Origin of the sequence: Nocardiopsis sp. SBT366 (assembly GCF_001083815.1) — a bacterium.
Taxonomy (GTDB): domain Bacteria; phylum Actinomycetota; class Actinomycetes; order Streptosporangiales; family Streptosporangiaceae; genus Nocardiopsis; species Nocardiopsis prasina.
The window spans coordinates 39,828-59,513 of record NZ_LAVM01000023.1 but is presented as its reverse complement, the minus strand read 5'-3'; the positions used below and the strand labels follow the sequence as shown (position 1 = coordinate 59,513).

10 protein-coding genes, 1 pseudogene and 1 riboswitch are annotated in these 19,686 nt (G+C 70.3%); of the genes and pseudogenes, 4 read left to right on the top strand and 7 right to left on the bottom strand.

Annotated elements, in window-relative coordinates; genetic code table 11:
• Positions 1-381: 381 nt before the first annotated feature.
• The 7 genes and pseudogenes from ADX84_RS09490 to ADX84_RS09460 form a co-directional block, all read right to left on the bottom strand.
• On the bottom strand, positions 382-2,799 hold the full coding sequence (locus tag ADX84_RS09490) for a protein kinase (RefSeq protein WP_234003894.1): 2,418 nt from the start codon (positions 2,797-2,799) through the stop codon (positions 382-384).
• Between the two features lie 439 nt (positions 2,800-3,238).
• Complete coding sequence (locus ADX84_RS09485; RefSeq protein ID WP_199776535.1) at positions 3,239-4,039, bottom strand: enoyl-CoA hydratase-related protein; 801 nt, start codon at positions 4,037-4,039, stop codon at positions 3,239-3,241.
• Between the two features lie 47 nt (positions 4,040-4,086).
• Entirely contained in the window at positions 4,087-4,851 is a 765-nt protein-coding gene (locus tag ADX84_RS09480; protein ID WP_049570794.1) for an energy-coupling factor transporter transmembrane protein EcfT, read from the bottom strand.
• A 23-nt stretch (positions 4,852-4,874) separates the two neighbouring features.
• Positions 4,875-6,419, bottom strand: coding sequence for an ABC transporter ATP-binding protein (locus tag ADX84_RS09475; protein WP_049570757.1), 1,545 nt, complete (start codon positions 6,417-6,419; stop codon positions 4,875-4,877).
• 3 nt (positions 6,420-6,422) lie between these two features.
• Positions 6,423-7,064, bottom strand: a complete 642-nt coding sequence (locus ADX84_RS09470) for an ECF transporter S component (protein ID WP_049570754.1) — start codon at positions 7,062-7,064, stop codon at positions 6,423-6,425.
• 83 nt (positions 7,065-7,147) lie between these two features.
• Positions 7,148-7,255: riboswitch (TPP riboswitch) on the bottom strand.
• A 193-nt stretch (positions 7,256-7,448) separates the two neighbouring features.
• Positions 7,449-8,285: pseudogene (locus tag ADX84_RS09465) on the bottom strand (glycoside hydrolase family 19 protein).
• Positions 8,286-8,548: 263 nt separating this feature from the next.
• Positions 8,549-10,732: a transglycosylase domain-containing protein gene (locus ADX84_RS09460; RefSeq protein ID WP_049570751.1), complete on the bottom strand. Its 2,184-nt coding sequence runs from the start codon at positions 10,730-10,732 to the stop codon at positions 8,549-8,551.
• A 742-nt stretch (positions 10,733-11,474) separates the two neighbouring features.
• Between ADX84_RS09460 and ADX84_RS09455 the strand changes: the two genes are divergently transcribed.
• The 4 genes from ADX84_RS09455 to glgB all read left to right on the top strand — a co-directional run bounded on the left by ADX84_RS09455 (position 11,475) and on the right by glgB (position 19,440).
• Entirely contained in the window at positions 11,475-13,442 is a 1,968-nt protein-coding gene (locus tag ADX84_RS09455) for an alpha-1,4-glucan--maltose-1-phosphate maltosyltransferase (protein ID WP_049570748.1), read from the top strand.
• 104 nt (positions 13,443-13,546) lie between these two features.
• Positions 13,547-15,460 carry a maltose alpha-D-glucosyltransferase gene (gene treS, locus ADX84_RS09450; RefSeq protein WP_049570745.1) on the top strand — a complete coding sequence of 638 codons (1,914 nt, stop codon included), beginning with the start codon at positions 13,547-13,549 and terminating at the stop codon, positions 15,458-15,460.
• A 1-nt stretch (position 15,461) separates the two neighbouring features.
• Positions 15,462-16,841 (top strand): phosphotransferase, encoded by a 1,380-nt coding sequence (locus tag ADX84_RS09445; RefSeq protein WP_049570742.1) that lies wholly within the window; start codon positions 15,462-15,464, stop codon positions 16,839-16,841.
• Between the two features lie 178 nt (positions 16,842-17,019).
• Positions 17,020-19,440: a 1,4-alpha-glucan branching protein GlgB gene (gene glgB, locus ADX84_RS09440; protein ID WP_234003893.1), complete on the top strand. Its 2,421-nt coding sequence runs from the start codon at positions 17,020-17,022 to the stop codon at positions 19,438-19,440.
• The last annotated feature ends 246 nt before the right edge of the window (positions 19,441-19,686 follow it).

The following is a 19,686-nucleotide window of genomic DNA, read 5'->3' as shown; positions in this document are numbered from 1 at the left end:
CATATCCGCCGTCAGGCGGGTGGGCGCTGGCGCGCCCCGTTACTGCCAACAATGCCGAATGCCGTTCGGTCATCCGACGGCGGGTCCGGTGTACACGTCTACATCCGACCCGCCCGTGTGCTCATACCAGTGATGTTACTCGCTAGTAGCTTGAAGGCCAACCCGCGCCCCCACGTTCGACTTAGGAAACCCTAACCAGAACCCGTCCGGCAACCGTCGCCGGGCCCACCTGACGGCGTTCACCAGTGCCGACCGGTCGGGACGCGGAGTCCCCACACCCACCTTAGTGACCGGTTCCACGCCGTTGGCGGGCACACCGCCGCCGAACGACGGACGCTCCCCCTCCCGGCGGGAGAAGGAGCGTCCTCGGTGGCTCTTCGTCTAGCCGAACCAGTCGGAGGGGCCGCTGAGCGGGCCCGTGGTCCAGATCGGCGCCGAGGTCAGCCCGATGGACAGGATCAGCATGGTGAGCAGCAGGATGGCCACCACCACTCCCACGTACACGTAGAGGTTGCTGAACCTCGCCCGCTCCACCAGCCAGACCGCCTGGTGACGAGCCTCACGCCCGCTGGGCATCAGGTAGCTCAGCAGGATCATCACGAACACCGCGAAGGCACCGGTGTAGTTGGCGCCCTCCCCCGGTGCGTCCATGATCCTCGCGTAGACCATCCCGACGAGGATGCCGCCCAGCAGGTAGATCAGGCCGAACCCGACCGTGCGCAACGCCATGCGGCCGAACGCCCACGGGAAGCTGAGCGCCACCACCATGCTGTCGGAGTTGCGCGGCCCGCGCGTCTGGAGTCGCCGCGCGTGCTCGGACTTGACCACGTCCAACGCGCCCAGACCGGCGATCACCACGATGCCCAGGATGATGCCGACCCACGGGAACCACAGGGCCACACCTGCCAGCGAGACCATGATCGGGACGAGCACCAGCGGGTGCATCCGCCAGTACTCGTCGTAGTACTCGTCGTCCTCGTGCTCGTCGTACTCGTCCCCGTGGCCGTCGCCCCGGAAGTAGTCGCCGAACTTGTCACCGCGACCGCGCCGGAACCGTCCGAGCAGGCCACCGCGCTCCTCGAACTCCTCCTCGTCGAACTCCTGGGTGCTGTTGGCCCGGCCCTGCTGGCCGACCGGCGTCAGGATGTCCTGGAAGGCGTTGGGGTCCAGCGGGGAGTTGAAGAACTGGGTCTGGGGAGCCGCGTCCGGCTGGGCCTGCTGACGGGCGATCTCCGCCTGGCCCATCATCATGGTCCCGGCGGGGTCGTCCCTGCGCGCCAGTTCTCCGGGCTCGAAGCGCTGGGTGCCGTGCGCGTCGTCCCTGCGTGCCAGCTCGCCCGGCTCGAAGCGCTGGGTGCCGTGCATGTCGCCCTGACCGGGCTGCATGCGCTCCGTGCCCTGCGGGTCGTCGAGGTCGTGCGAGGACCCCGGGGTGATCCGATCGGTGCCGGGCAGGTTGGACAGGTCGTCGGTGGCCTCGTCCGGCTGGCCCCAGCCCGTGGCGGCCGCACGCCGGCCGCCGAGGTCGTCCGTGGCCTCCGCGTCCGAGCCCCAGCCCGTGGAGCGCGCGGCGTTGAGGTCGTTGGTGGCCTCGTCGTCGGTGTTCCAGCCCGAACCCGTGTTCGCGGGCCGACCGCCGCTGAGGTCGTCCGTGGCGTCGTCGTTCCACCCGCCGGACCGCGCGTGGCTGGTCTGCGGCGCGGAGGGGTTGGCCCAGGCGCCCGCGGTGTTGGCGGGGTTCGCACCCCGGGTGTGCGCGGGGCCCCAGCCGTCGGTGGCCCGGCCCGCGAGGTATCCGGCGGCGCCGCCGAGCGCCGCTCCCGCGGCACCGGCCGCGGCCGCACCGCCGAAGCCCGAACCGCCTCCGTGGCCGCCCGAGGCGGCCGGGTTCTGCGTCGGGGTGGGGGCGTGCATGGTGTGGCTGCCGGTCTGCCCGGTGGGCGGCATGCCTCCGCCCGGCTCGGTCCAGGGCAGGTCGAGGTTGAGGCGACCCGTCTCGACCATCAGCTCGGCGGCGGTGGGGCGGGCCGACATGTCGCGCGAGACCGCGCGGTTGACGAGCGGGCGCAGCGCCTCGTGCATCCCGTCCATGTCGATCTCGCCGTTGAGGATGCGGAAGAAGATGACCTCGAACGAACCGGCACCGTAGGGCGGGCGGCCGGTCGAGGCGAAGGCGACGGTGCCGCCCCAGGCGTGCACGTCGGTGGCGGGCCCCAGGTCCGTACCCTCGATGACCTCGGGTGACAGGTAGCTGGGCGTACCGACGAACGTGCCGGTCTGGGTCAGCTTGGCGCCGTCCACGGCGTGCGCGATGCCGAAGTCGATGACGATCGGCTCGCCGTTGGAGATGATCACGTTGCCGGGCTTGAGGTCACGGTGGATCACGTCCACCGCGTGGATGTCCTTGATCGCCCGGGCCATGCCGGTGATGAAACGGGTCAGAGCGCGGCCGCGCAAGGGGCCGTGGTCGGTGACGGTGGCGTCCAGGGTGGGCCCGGGGATGTACTCGGTGACCACCCAGGGCAGCTCGGCCTGCGTGTCCGCGTCGATGACCTCGGCCACGTTGGGGCTCTGCACGCGGCGCATCGTCTCGACCTCGCGGGCGAGCCGGGCGCGTGCGATGTGGTCACCGGCGACCTCGGGCTTGAGGACCTTCACCGCGACGAACTGGTCGGTCCGGGGATCCTCGGCCTGGTACACCACACCCATTCCGCCAGCGCCGATGCGGCGGCGGATGACGTAGTGGCCGATGCGCTCCGGCAGCTCTTCACCCGTGGGGAAACCTGCCGACATTGCCATCGAGAACTCATCCCCTCAAAAGACCACATACCACCACGTCCAGCTTATCGGCCGGGGGGATGGGTCAACATTGGCTTGTGTGGCCCCTCCGAGGGGCCTGCGGTCTCATCGGTCCCGCCGGAGGGTGTGGGCGCCACACGCGCCACCGGGGACTCCGAGCGAACCGTCCGTCCTCGGACGACCATTGACGAGTATGACGGAAAAACCACGCGAGCGGTTCCCCGTCCCCCGTCCCGGCTGGCCGGTTCCGGACGTCTTCCCTGGGTCCCGTGTCGCCACTCGACGCGAACAAGGAGTCGGAGCGGCGGCGGAGTCCTACAGAACCTCGCACAGGTCCGAGGCGGGACACCGAGGTGGACGTCCCGACACTACCCGCCTCGGACCACGCGAACGCCCCAGCGACCGCCACGGCGGCCGGGGCCCGGTCACGACCGGGGGTTCAGCGGCCGACGAAGGTGGCCTTGCCCGGCCCCTGCTCGACGAAGCTCTTCATCCCGGCCTTCTGGTCCTCGGTGGAGAACAGGCCGGAGAAGTGCAGGCGCTCGATCTCCAGGCCGGTGTCCAGGTCGGTCTCCAGTCCCCGGTCGATCGACTCCTTGGCGGCGGCCAGGGCCACGGCGGGCCCGTCCACGTATTTGGCAACCAGGGCCACGGCGGCCGAGTAGACCTCCTCGTCGGGAACGACCTCGTCCACGAGACCGATCTCCCTGGCCTCGTCGGCTCGCACGTGGCGGCCGCTGAACACCAGGTCCTTCGCCCGGGACGGGCCGATCAGGCGCGGCAGGCGCTGGGTGCCGCCCGCGCCCGGGATGACGCCCAGCTGGATCTCGGGCTGGCCGAGCCTGGCCTTGGTGCCCGCGACCCGGAAGTCGGCGCACAGCGCCAGCTCACAGCCGCCGCCCAGCGCGTAGCCGCTGATCGCCGCGACCACGGGCTTGGGGATGCGGGCCACCGCCGTCAGGGCGTTCTGGAGGGCCCGCGAGTACTCCAGCATGCGGGCGTGGGTGAGGTCGGCCATCTCCTTGATGTCGGCCCCGGCCACGAACGCCCGCTCACCGCCGTAGAGCACCACCGCGCGCACGGAGGGGTCGGCGGACACGGCGGCGGCCGCCTCCGCGATCTCCCGGGTGACCGTGCCGTTCAGCGCGTTCAGCGCCTTGGGACGGTCGATCCGGATGACGGCCACTCCGGGGTTCTCCGGGTCGGCCTCGACGCGCACGAACTCGCTCACGTTCTCCACCTGCTTCGCTTCGACGTCAGTGTCCGCTGCTTACCTAACCACCCGGTTCAGCGGAAGAGCAGCACCAGGGTCCCCAGGCGGGCCGACAGGGTGTAGGCGGCGACCAGCAGCAGGGCGGTGCCCACCAGGAGGAGGGTGTCGGCCGCCCGCCAGTGGCTGTACCGCGCGTGCGTGCGGGATCCCGTGCCGAAGGCGCGCGCGTCCATCGCGGTGGCCAGCAGCGTCCCGGTCCGGATGGATCGCACCAGTAGCGCGAAGAGCCGCCCGAAGAACAACGAGACGACCCGCAGCGGGTTGCGCCCGGCTTCCAGGCCCCGTGCCCGGCGGGCCAGTGTGATGGTCCGCCACTGGTCGGCGAGCAGCGGGATGAGCCGCAGCGCCGCGAGCACACCCATGGCGGGGCGTTCCGGCACCCGGAGGCGCTGCACGAGGCCGTCGGACATCTCCGTGGGGTCGCTGCTGATCGCGGCGAGCAGGCCAGGCAGGGCGATGGCCAGCAGGCGCACCGCAGCGCCCACGGCTCCCTCCAGGCCGTGCTCGCCGTACAGGTAGTTGACCGCGCCGCTGCTGAGCCCCATGAGCAGGAACGGTCCGCCCAGGATCAGCAGTGTGCGCCGGTCCACTCCGCTGAACGGCACCGTGAGCAGCACCGCGAGCAGCACGACTCCGCCGGTGACGGCGTCCACCGCCGGGATCAGTCCGATCCCGATCGCCAGTGCGGCCAGGAGCTTGGCGGCCGGGTTCAGGCTGGTGAGCCAGTAGCGCGCGCCGCCGCCCTCGGGCACGTCCAGGGTGAGGGTGTCCCCTCCCATGGAGCGATGCGAGACCTGGGAACTCACACGTCCCCCTCTCGTGCCGTGGCAGCCGTCTCGACGGGCGCCGCGCGCCCGTCGGCCACCCGCACCTCCACGTCCGTCAGACGGCGCAGGAGGAGCTCGTCGTGGGTGGCCATGACCACGGCCCGCCCGTCGGCGCGCAGGACGCCGAGCAGCTCCACCAGCTCCGTCCAGGTCCGGGTGTCCTGGCCGAAGGTGGGTTCGTCCAGCACCAGCAGGTCCGGGGCGTGTGAGGGACCGGAGCTGAGCGCGGTCGCCACCGAGAGGCGCCGCTTCTCGCCGCCGGAGAGCGTGTAGGGGTGCACCTCGGCCAACCTGGTGAGCCGCAGCCGCTCCATCAGTTCGCCCACCCAGGCGTCGGTCTCGGCCTCTCCCATCCCGGCCCGCAGCGGCGCGAAGCGGAGTTCGTCGCGGACCGTGGCGGTGACGAACTGGTCCTCGGCGTGCTGGAACACCGTGCCCACGTGGCGGGCCAGACGGCGTGCAGGCCAGCGAACCAGCGGACGCCGGTCCGACTCGGCCAGCGGACCGCGCGGCAGCACCTGTCCCCGGTGTGGGCGGGACAGCCCGGCCAGCATGGTCAGGAGCGTGGACTTGCCAGCCCCGTTGGGCCCGGTCAGCGCGGTCGCGGTCCCCGCGCGCACGGTGACGTTCACATTGTCGAGCACCGTGCGCCGGGGCGCGGCGCGCACGCCCACCTGGAAGGGGGTGCGGGCGGTAACGTCCACGGTCTCCACCAGCGGTCCGCCGCCAGGTCCGGGCGTGAGTTCGGGGGCGGGCTCGTTGCCGGGGATCCACACGCCCTGCTCGGCCAGGGAACGACCGTGTTCGGCGAACACCCGTGCCGGGGTGCCGTCCGCGATCACTCCCCCGCCGGGTGCGACCACCACCACCCGGTCCACGAGGTCCACGACGTCGGCCACCCGGTGTTCGACCAGCACGAGGGTGGCCCGGGTCTCGCCGAGCAGGCGGGAGAGCAGGTCGCGGACCAGCGAGGCACCGGCCGGGTCGAGGTTGGCGGTGGGTTCGTCCAGGAGCAGCAGGCGCGGCCGCATGGCCAGCGCTCCGGCGATCACCAGGCGCTGCTTCTCGCCGCCGGAGAGCGCGCCCGTGGAGTGCCGGAGGCCGTAGGGGAAGCCGACCTCCGCCAGGGAGCGCTCGACCCTCGGCCAGATGAGCCCGGGGTCCACCCCCAGGTTCTCCAGCCCGAAGGCGACGTCGTCCCCGGCGCGGGCCATCACGAGCTGGGTCTCGGGGTCCTGGCTCACCAGCCCCACGCCGCCCCGGCCACGGTCGGCGGGGACACCGTCCACCAGCAACGACCCCTCCTGCTCGCCGCTGATGGCGCCGTCCTCACCGGTGAGCCCGGCCAGGGAGTGCAGCAGGGTGGACTTGCCCGCGCCCGAGGCGCCGAGCAGCAGGAGCCGCTCCCCCGGTTCGACGGTCAGGTCCACCCCGCGCAGGGCGTGGTCGTCGCGGCCCGCGTGCTTCCATCCCCAGCCGGAGAGTTCGACGCGCGCACCGCCTGTGTCGGGTCGGGTCACGGGTCAGCCCCTGGCCGAGGGGAAGGGGGCCAGCGCACCGGCCCGGGCCAGCGCCGTGGTGAGCAGTCGGGCGCCCACACCCGCGATGACCGCCGCGCTGAGGACCACGATCACCCCGTAGGTGAGCTGGTACTCGATCGGCCAGGTGACGTTGTAGGCGATGTTGTCCCGGATGGCCGGGGAGAGCCCGGCGACGGCGGCGGCGAGCACGGCCACGCCCATGTTCCAGCGCCGGTAGGCGAAGGCGAGGAAGACCAGTTCGGGCAGCAGCCCCTGGAGGGCGCCGTCGAGGACGACCATGATCCCCCACTGGGTGCCCAGCACGGCCGAGACGGAGGCGGCCGCGATCGAGGTGAGCAGGGCCGCGCCGGGCTTGCGGATGATGAGGCCGCCGAGCACACCGGAGATCAGCCACATGCCGTAGACGACGGCCTGCCCGGGCGGGAAGGCGACGAACAGCGGTGTGGTGACCGACCAGACGATGTTCCACAGCCAGAAGACGACGCCGACCGCGACGCCGATCACGGCGGCCACGACGATGTCGACGGTGCGCCAGCTCCGGAACTTCGCCAGGACCTCCTGGACGGTGCCCGTGGGCCGGGCGGCGGTTCCGGGACCGGTCTCACGGTCGCTTTCGGTACTCATGGTGGTTGATGTCCCTTCGTCGGGGTGACGAGGGCCCATGTGGCCAAGAGCGCCAGCCGGGCGCGCGCACGCGCACGCCGCGATGGCGGTTTCCTATGACTTCCTTCGCTGGCATGACCCAGATCAGGTGTGTAAGGGTCTGCGGCCTGGTGCCGCACTCTCAGCGCTCACGCGCTCCCCTGTCGGATTGCCTCCATTATGGTGCAAACGTGACGAGTGGTGAAAACCTTCCCACCTGTGGGACGCGAACGCACCGGCCCCGGAGGGGTCTCGGAGGGGCTCGGACCGGTCTCGGGAACGCCGGAGCGGGGGCGCGCCCGACGGTGGTCGCCGGTCGCACCCCCGCTCGGGGTGCCGTCACGGGTGCCTGGACGCACCCGGGGGTCAGCAGCTCAGGTTCGACCCCGTCGTGGTGCCGAGGATCTGGGTGAAGTGCGTGAACGTGTTGATGCGGCTCTGCACCTGTCCCGGGTTGCCGCCGTTGCACTCGATCGAGCCGTTGATGGAGCGGATCGACTCACCGAAGCCGTGACCGCCGACGATGGCGGTGTGCCCCGACATCGTTCCGGCGCCGGGCTGGGTGTTCCAGAACCAGAGTCCGGTCCGCCAGGCGATCGCGGCGTCCTACTCGACCAGGTAGGGGTTGTTCAGCAGGTCGATGCCGAGGGCGTCACCGGCGGCCTTGTAGTTGTAGTTCCAGCTCAGCTGGATCGGGCCCTTGCCGTAGTAGGCGGACTGTCCGGCCGGGCAGCCGAAGGGCTGGCCCCAGTCGCAGTAGTGCGGGTAGTTCGCCTCGTTGGTCTCCTTGATGTGCACCAGTCCGCCGGTCTCGTGGCTGACGTTGGCGAGGAACGCGGCCGCCTCCCGTCGCTGCACCTCGACACTGCCCGTGTTGGTGAAGCCCGGGTACGAGCTCAGGGCGGCGGTGAGGCCGGCGTAGGTGTAGAAGGAGTTCCGGTTCGGGAACATCTGGTTGAACTGGGCCTCGCTGACCACGAAGTCACTGGGGCCCGGCTGCTCCCCGCCTCCGTCGGTGCCGCACGCGCCCTGGTCGGACCAGACGTCCGAGGTGCCGGGACGTTCGTTCTGCGTCCACCACTTGGCGGTGTAGTTGCGGCCTTCGAAGGAGACCTGGCCGCCGCCGGTGTAGACGGCGGAGGAGCTCCAGGCGGTCGCGCAGGTGGCGGCCTGCGCGACCGTGGCGGGGAGGGTAACGAGCACAGCCGCGATCGCGCCCAGCGCGGCGAGCTGACTCAGGAGACGTCGGATCACGTGATCACACTCCTAGGGTGCGGCGCTGCGTCCGACCGCGCGCCGCAGGGGGTGACGTCACCTAAGCAAGGCTGGTCTAGACCTGTCAAGATCCCCAACCACGGATTGTGAGAACACGATGACGGCGAGGCCCGCCACACGGGTCCGCGCCCCGGTCGCGTGATCGCCGTTCCCGCACGACCACCGGACCGGGGCGCGGCCCCCCGAACGCCCTAGGCCTCCTCGTCGCCGTCGTCGCCGCCCCCGTCGTCGTCGCCGTCGTCGCCCCTCTGCTCCGCCGGTTCGGTCTTCGGGTCGCCGAAGCCTCCGGGCGACCCCGCGAAACTGTCCGAGGGCAGGTGATCGGTGGCGCCGCGCATGCTCTCCTGCCAGATCGGACCGGGCAGGGTGCCGCCGTAGACGATCCCGTAGTAGCGGCCGCCGATCGTCACGCTCTGGAGCGGGTTCTGCTCGCCGCCGCGCACGTCGCCCACGACCACGGCGGAGGCGAGGTTCGGGGTGTACCCGGCGAACCAGGCGTAGGCGGCCCCGTCCGTGGTACCGGTCTTGCCCGCGGCCGGCCGACCGATGTCCAGTCCCTTGGCGGTGCCCCCGTCGAAGGTCTGCTGGAGCAGGTGGTTCACCCCGTCGGCGGCGTCCTGCTTGACCGTCCGCTCGCACTCGGAGGTGGTCTTGAGCTGCTCGCCGGTGCCCTCCTCGGTCACCGAGCGCACCGGGCGGGGCTCGCAGTACTCACCGCGTGCGGCGAAGGTCGCGTAGGAGGCGGCCACGTTCAGCGGGGACACCTCCTGGTCGCCCAGGGTGAAGGAGCTCCACACCCCGAGGTCTGCGCCGTCCGCGCGGTGCACTCCGGCCTTCTCCGCCATCTCCGAGGTCTCGCACAGGCCCACGCGCTTCTGGAGCTGGGCGAAGTAGGTGTTCACCGACCCCTTGGTCGCGCTGATCATGTTGTGGCTGCCGTCGTCGCTCTCACCGGCGTTGCGCACGTTCCACGCGGACATCCTGGTGCCGTCGCAGCCGGACATCCCGCTGACGGACATGCTCTTGGGTGAGGAGAAGCTGGTCCCGTAGCCCAGGCCCTTCTCCAGCGCCGCGGCCAGCGTGTACGTCTTGAAGGTGGACCCGGCCTGGTAACCGGAGGAGCCGCCGTCGGCCTGGTCCACGGCGAGGTTGAGGGAGGTCGTGCCCACCGCCTCGTCGTCGAACCCGTACTTCAGGTTCTGGGCCAGGGCGCGCACCCGGCCGGAGCCGGGTTCGATCATCGCCTGGGCCGCGAACTTGGTGGAGTCCTCGTGCGGGACGCGCTTTTCGATGGCCTTCTCCGCGGCGTCCTGCGCGGCCGCGTCGAGTGTGGTCCGCACGGTCAGCCCGCCCTGGACGATGCGCTGTTCGCGCTCCTCGGCGGTGCCGCCGATCAGGTCCGAGTTCCGCAGCCAGCGCATGGTGTAGTCGCAGAAGAACGGGTAGTCGCTCTCCGCGCAACTGCCTCCGCGCGGCGTGGAGTCGATGCCCAGCCCCCGCTCCTTGTGGGCCTCGGCCTCCTTGGCGTCGAGCACGTCGGTGGCCACCATGCGGTCCAGTACGACGTTGCGGCGTTCGAGCGCGCCCTCGGGGTTGTTCAGCGGGTCGTAGAACGAGGGGGCGCGCACCAGACCGGCCAGCATGGCCGCCTGGCCGGCGTCGAGGTCGGCGGCGGGGATGGAGAAGTACCGCTGCGCGGCGATCTCGACACCGTGCGCGCCTCCGCCGAAGTAGGACAGGTTCAGGTACCCCTCCAGGATCTCGTCCTTGGTGAGGCGGTCCTCGACGTCGATCGCGTAGCGCAGTTCGGTGAGCTTGCGGCCCAGGTTCTGCGCGCTGGCGCCCTCGACGTCCTCCTCCGTGTCCGCGGTCTCGATGAGGAGGTTCTTCACGTACTGCTGAGTGATGGTCGAACCGCCCTGCGTGTCGCCCTGGGCGGTGCGCGCGGCGGCACGGATCACGCCGCGCAGGTCCAGGCCCTTGTGTTCGTAGAAACGGTCGTCCTCGATGGCCATGAGGGCCGTGCCCACCCACGGGCTGATGTCGTCGAGGCCCACCACGCGGCGTTCGCGTTCGGAGACCTCGGCGAAGGGCGTCCCGTCGTCGGCGGTGAGCAGGACACGGGAGGACAGGCTGGGTACGTCCAGGTCACCGGGCAGGGACATGAACCCGGCCGCCGCGTCACGGGCGACCAGTCCGACACCTCCCACCCAGGGCATGACCAGGGCCGCCGACAACAGCCCGGCGACGACCCCGAGCCCGGACAGCCTGAGCAGCGCCTCACGCCGGTCCTGCGGCTGGTCGTGCTTCAGGAACCCCCGGAACGCCTCCAGGAACGGATCCAGGAACGGACCACCCCGGTTCGACTCCGTCACGTCGCCCCCCTACGGCCGTGTGCTGTCCGCGCGCCACGCGACACGAACACTGCGACGCCCACACTCGCAGCCGGTACGCAAAGGGAAGTCCGTCAAATCAGGCGTGTTAGCGAAAACCTTCCTCAATCCACGGCAAAGCCGTGCAGATCGTGCACGCTTCGCGAGTCAGGATGGATCGCCTGTAAACCCCCGGACCTTTCCTTGACCTGAGGGCGGTTCGGCGACCGGTACCGGATCCGCGAGTGACAGGACGCCCGAATATGGGGCGAATGTTTCCCAGGGGACTGATCGGACTCGCGAAGATGCCCGGAATCCAGCCCTCCCGCTCGTTGGCGCATTTGACAGCCCTACCCATCCCAACCTCCTCACCAACATGCGACCTGATTTTTCCGAATTTTCATAAAGCGGAATACGAAAACAACCACAGAGGCGCCTGAATCGCTTGGTGACCTATGCCCGCATTGCGAGGTTCGCCAAGGTGAAACGCGGCAAATACCAGGTCTTGGCGCCTCCGCCTAGTGTGGCGAGGATCACATTAATACTGCGGCCTCGCCACTCTGCCAAACCCCACTAGAGGGCCGACGATAGACAGCGGAGGGCACCGAAGCCGCAATCCGGACAGTTCCCGATCCGAGCTTTCGTTAACTCCGTATTTCCATGGATGAACTCCCGGTTATTTACGCACGAACCCTTGCCCGTGCCATCCCATAACGCCCGAACCACGACAATTACGGTGTAGCCAGTGATCGGACGACTGCCCATCCTCGACATCTCTCCACACAACGGACTCGGCCCCGTGAAAGCCGTTCCCGGTGAACGTTTCACCGTGTCCGCCACCGTCATCCGTGAGGGCCACGACTCCCTCGCCGCGGGCGTGGTCCTCCACTCCCCCAAGGGCCGCCGGGAGGCGCTGGTCCCCATGCGGGAACGGGACCGCGGGACCGACCGGTACGAGGCCGAGATCAGCCTTCCCAGCGAGGGGAACTGGTCGTTCTCGGTCGAGTCGTGGACCGACCCGTTCACCACCTGGCTGCACGTGGCCCGCGTGAAGCTCCCCCTGGACACCGACACCGAACTGGTTCTGGAAGAGGGCGCGCGCCTCCTGGCACGGGCCGCTCGGCGCACCCCCCGAACTCCCGCCCTGACCGCCGCCGCCAAGGTGCTGCGCGACACCTCCCGTTCCCCGCTGGAGCGCTTCGGGGCCGCTGTCACCGGCGAGGTCCTCGCGAAGATGGAGCGCGACCCCCTGCGCGAACTCGTCACCCGTTCCAGGCGTACCAAGGTGGCCGTCCACCGCGAACGCGCCCTCTTCGGCTCCTGGTACGAGTTCTTCCCCCGTTCGGAGGGGGCACAGGTCGACGCCGCGCCCGGCAGGGAGGTCTCCGGCACCTTCGCGACCGCCGCCAAGCGCCTGCCCGCCATCGCCGGCATGGGGTTCGACGTCGTCTACCTGCCGCCGATCCACCCCGTCGGCGAGGCCCACCGCAAGGGCCGCAACAACACCCTCCGGCCCGGACCGGGCGACCCCGGCTCGGTGTGGGCGATCGGCTCCGCTGACGGCGGCCACGACGCCGTCCACCCCGACCTCGGCACCCTCGCCGACTTCGACGCCTTCGTGGCCGAGGCCCGCGAGCACGACCTGGAGATCGCCCTTGACCTGGCCCTGCAGTGCTCGCCCGACCACCCCTGGGTGAGCGAGCACCCCGAGTGGTTCAGCAAACGCGCGGACGGGTCCATCGCCTACGCCGAGAACCCGCCGAAGAAGTACCAGGACATCTACCCGCTCTGCTTCGATCACGACTTCGAGGGCCTCTACAAGGAGTGCCTGCGTGTGGTCCGGCACTGGATCGATCACGGCGTTCGGATCTTCCGCGTCGACAACCCCCACACCAAGCCCGTCGCCTTCTGGGAGCGGCTGCTCGCCGACGTCGCCAGGCGCGACCCGGACGTGCTCTTCCTCGCCGAGGCCTTCACCCGCCCCGCCATGATGCGCACCCTGGCCAAGGTGGGCTTCCACCAGTCCTACACCTACTTCACGTGGCGCAACGGCAAGGACGAGCTCACCGACTACCTCACCGAGCTCAGCGGGGAGACCGCGCACTACCTGCGCCCGAACCTGTTCACCAACACCCCGGACATCCTCAACGCCTACCTCCAGGAGGGCGGGCGCCCCGCCTTCGAGGTCCGCGCGGTGCTCGCCGCGCTGCTCTCCCCCACCTGGGGCGTCTACTCGGGCTTCGAGCTGTGCGAGAACACCCCCGCGGCCCCGGGCAGCGAGGAGTACCTGGACTCGGAGAAGTTCCAGTACCGGCCCCGGGACTGGGCCGCCGCCGATGCCTCCGGGGACACCATCGCCCCGCTGATCACCCGGCTGAACGCGCTGCGCCGGACCCACCCCGCCCTGCGCGAGCTGCGCAACCTGCGCTTCCACCATGTGGACCGGCCCGAACTGGTGTGTTTCTCCAAGCACCGGCCCGGCGCCCCCGGTGAGCCCGACGACGTCGTGATCGCCGTCGTCAACCTCGACCCGCACCACGCCCGCGAGGCCACGGTGCACCTGGACCTGCCGTCGATCGGCCGCACGTGGGAGGAGGACCTCAGGGTGACCGACGAGCTGACCGGACGCGCGTACACCTGGCGGGCGGACAACTACGTCCGCCTCGACCCCGCGACCGGACCCGCGCACGTGCTCACCGTCCACGGCAGATGACGGGCCCTGACGAGGCGGGCGGCCACCCCGACCGGGTGCCGCCCCCTCCATCGTGCGAAAAGCCTGTTGATCAGACGTCGAACATTCTTGGTGGGGAGCAGTAGATGAGCAACGACGAGCCCGGACCCGTCGCCCACGAGCACGCCGAACACGGTCCGCTCGCCCCGGCCACCGGGGCCGCCACCGGCCCGCTCATGTCCACCGGCGGCACCAGTGATCCCCACTGGTTCAAGCACGCCGTCTTCTACGAGGTACTCGCTCGCGGGTTCTTCGACTCCAACGGCGACGGCACCGGTGACCTCACCGGGCTCGTGCGGAAGCTGGACTACCTCCAGTGGCTGGGCATCGACTGCGTCTGGCTGCTGCCGATGTACGAGTCGCCGCTGCGCGACGGCGGGTACGACATCTCGGACTACTTCAAGATCCTCCCCGAGTTCGGCAACACCGCCGACTTCGTGGAGCTCCTGGACGAGGCGCACCGCCGTGGCATCAGGGTCATCACCGACCTGGTCATGAACCACACCAGCGACCAGCACCCGTGGTTCAGGGCCTCCCGGGAGGACCCGGACGGCCCCTACGGCGACTTCTACGTGTGGTCGGACACCGACGACCTCTACGACGAGGCGCGGATCATCTTCGTCGACACCGAGACCTCCAACTGGACCTACGACGAGGTGCGCGGCCAGTACTACTGGCACCGCTTCTTCTCCCACCAGCCGGACCTCAACTTCGAGAACCCGGCGGTGCAGGAGGCGATCCTGGAGGTCCTGCGCTACTGGCTCGACCTGGGCATCGACGGGTTCCGCCTGGACGCCGTGCCGTACCTGTACGAGCGCGAGGGCACCAACTGCGAGAACCTCAAGGAGACCCACGAGTTCCTCAAGCGGGTGCGCGCCGAGGTGGACCGCCTGTACCCGGACCGGGTGCTGCTGAGCGAGGCCAACCAGTGGCCGTCGGAGGTCGTCGACTACTTCGGCGACTTCGAGTCCGGCGGCGACGAGTGCCACATGAACTTCCACTTCCCGCTGATGCCGCGCATGTTCATGGCGGTGCGGCAGGAGCAGCGGTTCCCGATCTCGGAGATCCTCGCCCAGACCCCGGAGATCCCCCGCAACTGCCAGTGGGCGATCTTCCTGCGCAACCACGACGAGCTGACCCTGGAGATGGTCACCGACGAGGAGCGCGACTACATGTACTCCGAGTACGCCAAGGAACCCCGCATGCGCGCGAACGTGGGGATCCGTCGGCGGCTCGCGCCCCTGTTGGACAACGACCGCAACCAGATCGAGCTGTTCACGGCGCTGCTGCTGTCCCTGCCCGGCTCGCCGGTCCTGTACTACGGCGACGAGATCGGGATGGGCGACAACATCTGGTTGGGCGACCGCGACGCCGTCCGCACGCCCATGCAGTGGAACTCCGACCGCAACGCCGGTTTCTCCCGGGGCGACCCCGCCCGCCTGTACCTCCCGCTGATCATGGACCCGGTCTACGGCTACCAGGCGATCAACGTGGAGTCCCAGCGCGAGAACCCGGGATCGCTGCTGAACTGGACGCGGCGGATGATCCAGATCCGCAAGCGCCACCCCGTGTTCGGTACCGGGGAGTTCACCGAGCTCAACGCCACCAACCCCAGCGTGCTGGCGTTCATCAGGGAGCACGGCGACGACCGCATGCTGTGCGTGAACAACCTGTCACGGCACCCGCAGCCCGTGGAGCTCGACCTGTCCCGCTACGCGGGGGTCAGGCCAGTGGAGTGCGTGGGCGGGGTGAGCTTCCCGGAGATCGGTGAGCTGCCGTACCTGCTCACGCTCCCCGGCCACGGCTTCTACTGGTTCCAGCTCCCGGCCGAGCGCACCGCCGAGCCGGGCTCCCAGACCCGCGAGGGCGCCCCCACCTACGGCCTGCCCTCAGCCGGGGTCAGCGCCCGGGACGCCCTCGACACCGGCCACCGCACGTCCACCACAGTGTCCGGCTCCCGGCCCGGGGACGGTGGCGGGAAGGGACACGGTCCTTACTGAGATGTCGCAGCTAGAAGAACTCCTGGCGGTCTGGCTTCCCCGGCAACGATGGTTCTCCGGCAAGGGGATACCGATCCAGCGGGTCCGGATCGAGAGCAGGTACACCCTGGTCTCGGCCGGTCCCGGCGGACCTGATCTGAACGTCCTCGTCGTGCAGGCGGGGCAGCGCGGCCTCAGCTCCCGCTACCAGGTGCTGCTCGGCTCCCGCCCACCCCGGTCGCTGCCGCCCGACCTGGCCCGCGCCGCCATCGGCGTGTGCCAGGTCTCCGGCAGCCGTCCCCGCGTGGTGTACGACGCCGCGCACGACCCGCAGCTCACGGCTCTGCTGCTGGAACGGTTCACCGGTGCCGGGGACGGGGACCGACGCGGCCGGGTGCGCTTCCGTACCCTGCCCGGCACGACCGTTGAGGCCCTTGGTCCGGGGCGTCTGCTCACCGGTGAGCAGTCCAACACCTCCCTGGTGTACGGGCGGGACTACGTCCTCAAGACCTTCCGCAGACTCTGGCCGGGACGCAACCCGGACCTGGAGCTGAACGTGGCGCTGTCGGGCTCGCCGTACGTGGCGCGCCCGTGCGGGTGGATCGAGGCGGACCTGTCCGGTCACTCGTCACCGACCACGCTCGCCCTGCTCCAGACCTTCGTCCCGGACGCCCAGGATGGATGGGTGATGGCCACGGCCAACGTCCGCACACTGCTCGACGGTGCGGACGCCGACTTCAGCGAGGAGTCCGCACGACTGGGGCGCACCACCGCCGTGGTGCACAGTTCCCTCGCCACGGCGCTGCCCACCGACGTGCTGTCGCCCAGCGCGGCGAGCGAACTGGCAGACGCCATGGTGGAACGCCTGGCCATGGCCAGCGCGGAGGTCCCCGAGCTGGCCGAGCACGCTCCCCGGGTGATGGAGGCCTACGCCGACCTCGCCCGGTTGGACCAGCCGCTGCCGATCCAGCGCGTCCACGGCGACTACCACCTGGGGCAGGTCATCCGGCCCGAGTCCGGGTGGGTGCTGCTGGACTTCGAGGGCGAGCCGACCGTGCCGGTGCGCGAACGCCAACGGTTGTCCAGTCCGTTGCGCGACGTGGCCGGGATGCTGCGCTCCTTCGACTACGCCGCCGGGTACCTGCTGGTCGAACAGGACGACGACCCCGACCTCGCGTGGGCCGCGCGGGACTGGGCGCGGCGCAACCGGGAGGCGTTCTGCCGGGGCTACGCCGAGGGGGGCGGCGCCGATCCGGACAAGCACCTCACCGTGCTGCGGGCCTTCGAGTTCGACAAGGCGGTCTACGAGGTGTTGTACGAGGCCCGCAACCGGCCCAACTGGCTCCGGGTCCCACTGGAGTCCATCGCCACCGCCGCCGGGGCGCCACGCGTGCCCGGCTGATCCCCAGGGGCGGCCGCCGTCGAGCACGGCGGCCGCCCCCTCTGTCGTCCCTCGTCCGAGCCATCGCTTCACCGCCTCCCGCCATCCGACCATCACGAGTCACCACGGAGTCGAATTGTCACCGCGCACGACCAGGAAGTCCGCGACAGCCGACGAGAAGCCAAAGGAGGCGCCGAAGATGGCCGCCGCCGGGAGCACGGCGGCGAAGGGTACGGGGTCCAAGGGCACGAAGGCGAAGGCGCCGGCCGCGAAGAAGGAGTCCGCCCCCAGCGGGGCCGTGGCCGGGAAGACCGCCGCGAAGACCGCCGCGAAGAAGCCCGCAGCCAGGAAGACCACCGCGAAGGGCACCGCGGGGAAGCCCGCCACCGGGACCACCGCGAAGCCCGCGGCAGCTACCACCTCGAAGAAGCCCGCGGCCAAGCGGCCCCGGACACCCGCCGGGATCTCCGCCGAGCTGGTCACCGAGCTGGACCGGGTCGTCGACGGCTGGCACCACGACCCGCACTCGGTTCTCGGCCTGCACGGCCGCGACCTGCGCGTCCTGCGCCCCGGAGCGGTCGAGGTGGACGCCGTCCTGCCGGACGGCTCCCGGGTCGGGCTCACCCACCGCCACCGGGGTGTCTTCTCCGCCCGGCTCCCCGCCCGCACCGCCGACTACCGCGTCGCCGTGCGCTACGAGGAGGGCGGGCCCGAGCTCGTGGAGGCCGACGCCCACCGGGTGGGACCCACCCTGGGCGAGCTGGACCTGCACCTGATCGGTGAGGGTCGGCACGAGGAGCTGTGGCGGGCGCTCGGAGCGCACACGACCACCGTCGAGAGCCCCATGGGGGAGATCCGCGGCACGCGCTTCGCCGTCTGGGCGCCCGACGCGCGCGGGGTGCGGGTGATCGGCGACTTCAACTACTGGAGCGGGATCGCGCACCCCATGCGCAGCCTGGGCGCCAACGGAGTGTGGGAGCTGTTCGTGCCCGGCATGGGCGACGGTGACCTGTACAAGTTCCAGGTCCTGGGGGCCGACGGGCACTGGCGGGACAAGGCCGACCCCATGGCGCGGCGCACCCAGATGCCCCCGGCCACGGCATCGGTGGTCACCACCTCCGAACACGTGTGGACCGACGAGCAGTGGATGGCCGAGCGCAAGGGCGCGGAGCCGCACCGCTCGCCGATGAGCGTCTACGAGGTGCATCTCGGTTCCTGGCGGCCCGGCTTGAGCTACCGGGAGCTGGCGGAGCAGCTGGTGGAGTACGTCGTCGACCTCGGCTTCACCCACGTGGAGTTCCTGCCGGTGGCGGGGCACCCCTTCGACGGTTCATGGGGCTACCAGGTCACGTCGTACTACGCGCCGACGCCGCGATTCGGCAGCCCGGACGAGTTCCGGCACCTGGTGGACTCCCTGCACCGGGCCGGGGTCGGGGTGTTCCTGGACTGGGTGCCCGCGCACTTCCCCAAGGACGAGTGGGCGCTGGCCCGGTTCGACGGGACGGCGCTGTACGAGCACCCGGACCCCCGGCGCGGTGAGCACCCCGACTGGGGAACGCTCATCTTCAACTACGGACGCACCGAGGTGCGCAACTTCCTCGTCGCCAACGCCCTGTACTGGCTGGAGGAGTTCCACGTCGACGGCCTCAGGGTGGACGCCGTGGCCTCGATGATCTACCTCGACTACTCGCGGGACTCCGGACAGTGGGAGCCCAACACCTTCGGCGGCCGGGAGAACCTGGAGGCGATCGACTTCCTCAAGGAGCTCAACACCACGGTCTACCGGCGCAACCCGAACGTGGCGATGATCGCGGAGGAGTCCACCGCGTACACGGGGGTGACCCAGCCGGTGGACATGGGCGGTCTCGGGTTCGGGCTGAAGTGGAACATGGGCTGGATGCACGACTCCCTGGAGTACGTGAAGAAGGAGCCGATCCACCGCGAGTACCACCACAACGACATCACGTTCTCGATGGTCTACGCGTACAGCGAGAACTACGTGCTGCCGTTGTCCCACGACGAGGTCGTGCACGGCAAGCAGGCGCTGTTCAACAAGCCGCCCGGTGACGAGTGGCAGCGCGCCGCGACGCTGCGGGCACTGCTGTCGTTCATGTGGTCCCACCCCGGCAAGCAGCTGCTGTTCATGGGCGGCGAGATCGCCCAGGGGCACGAGTGGTCGCACGAGGAGGGCGTGCCGTGGTGGCTGCTCCAGTTCGAGCACCACGCGGGGGCCCAGAGGCTGGTCAGGGCGCTCAACAACGCCTACCGGCCGCGTCCGGCGCTGTGGTCGCTGGACACCGACCCGGCCGGGTTCCGCTGGCTCGACGGTGGTGACCACCAGGGCAACACGCTCAGCTACCTGCGCCACGGGGAGGACGGCTCGGTGCTCGCGTGCGCGGTGAACTTCTCGCCGGTGCCCCGTCCGAACTGGCGGGTGGGCCTGCCCTCCGAGGGCCGCTGGACGTCGGTGCTCAACTCCGACGACCCGCGCTTCGGGGGTTCCGGCCACGAGGCGCCGGCGTCCGTCGACGCGCAGGCACAGGAGTGGCACGGTCAGCCGTTCTCCGCCGAGATCACCCTGCCGCCGCTGGCCGCCGTCTGGTTCGAACCCGAGCGCTGACCCGACCACGGCCCCGGGGAGTTGTCCACAGGCGACGCCCCGGGGCTTTCGCGCGCCCCGGATTCCGGTTCTACTGGGAACCCGACGCCTCCCCCACACCCACGGGCACCAAAGATCCCGTCAACCCATCACCAACCACTCTGTACAACCCCGGCAGCGCACCTGGCCAGCCCGGCACTTCTCCTCAGGACTCACACGTGTTCTCTTGTCCCCCACACGTGTGTCCCCCGACACAGGCACGACCCG

Bases quoted from the DNA above. Each gene is read 5' to 3' on its own strand.
- ADX84_RS09490 (WP_234003894.1), bottom strand. From the start codon at position 2,799: ATGGCAATGTCGGCAGGTTTCCCCACGGGTGAAGAGCTGCCGGAGCGC.
- ADX84_RS09480 (WP_049570794.1), bottom strand. From the start codon at position 4,851: ATGGGAGGGGACACCCTCACCCTGGACGTGCCCGAGGGCGGCGGCGCG.
- ADX84_RS09470 (WP_049570754.1), bottom strand. From the start codon at position 7,064: ATGAGTACCGAAAGCGACCGTGAGACCGGTCCCGGAACCGCCGCCCGG.
- treS (WP_049570745.1), top strand. From the start codon at position 13,547: ATGAGCAACGACGAGCCCGGACCCGTCGCCCACGAGCACGCCGAACAC.
- ADX84_RS09445 (WP_049570742.1), top strand. From the start codon at position 15,462: ATGTCGCAGCTAGAAGAACTCCTGGCGGTCTGGCTTCCCCGGCAACGA.
- glgB (WP_234003893.1), top strand. From the start codon at position 17,020: ATGGCCGCCGCCGGGAGCACGGCGGCGAAGGGTACGGGGTCCAAGGGC.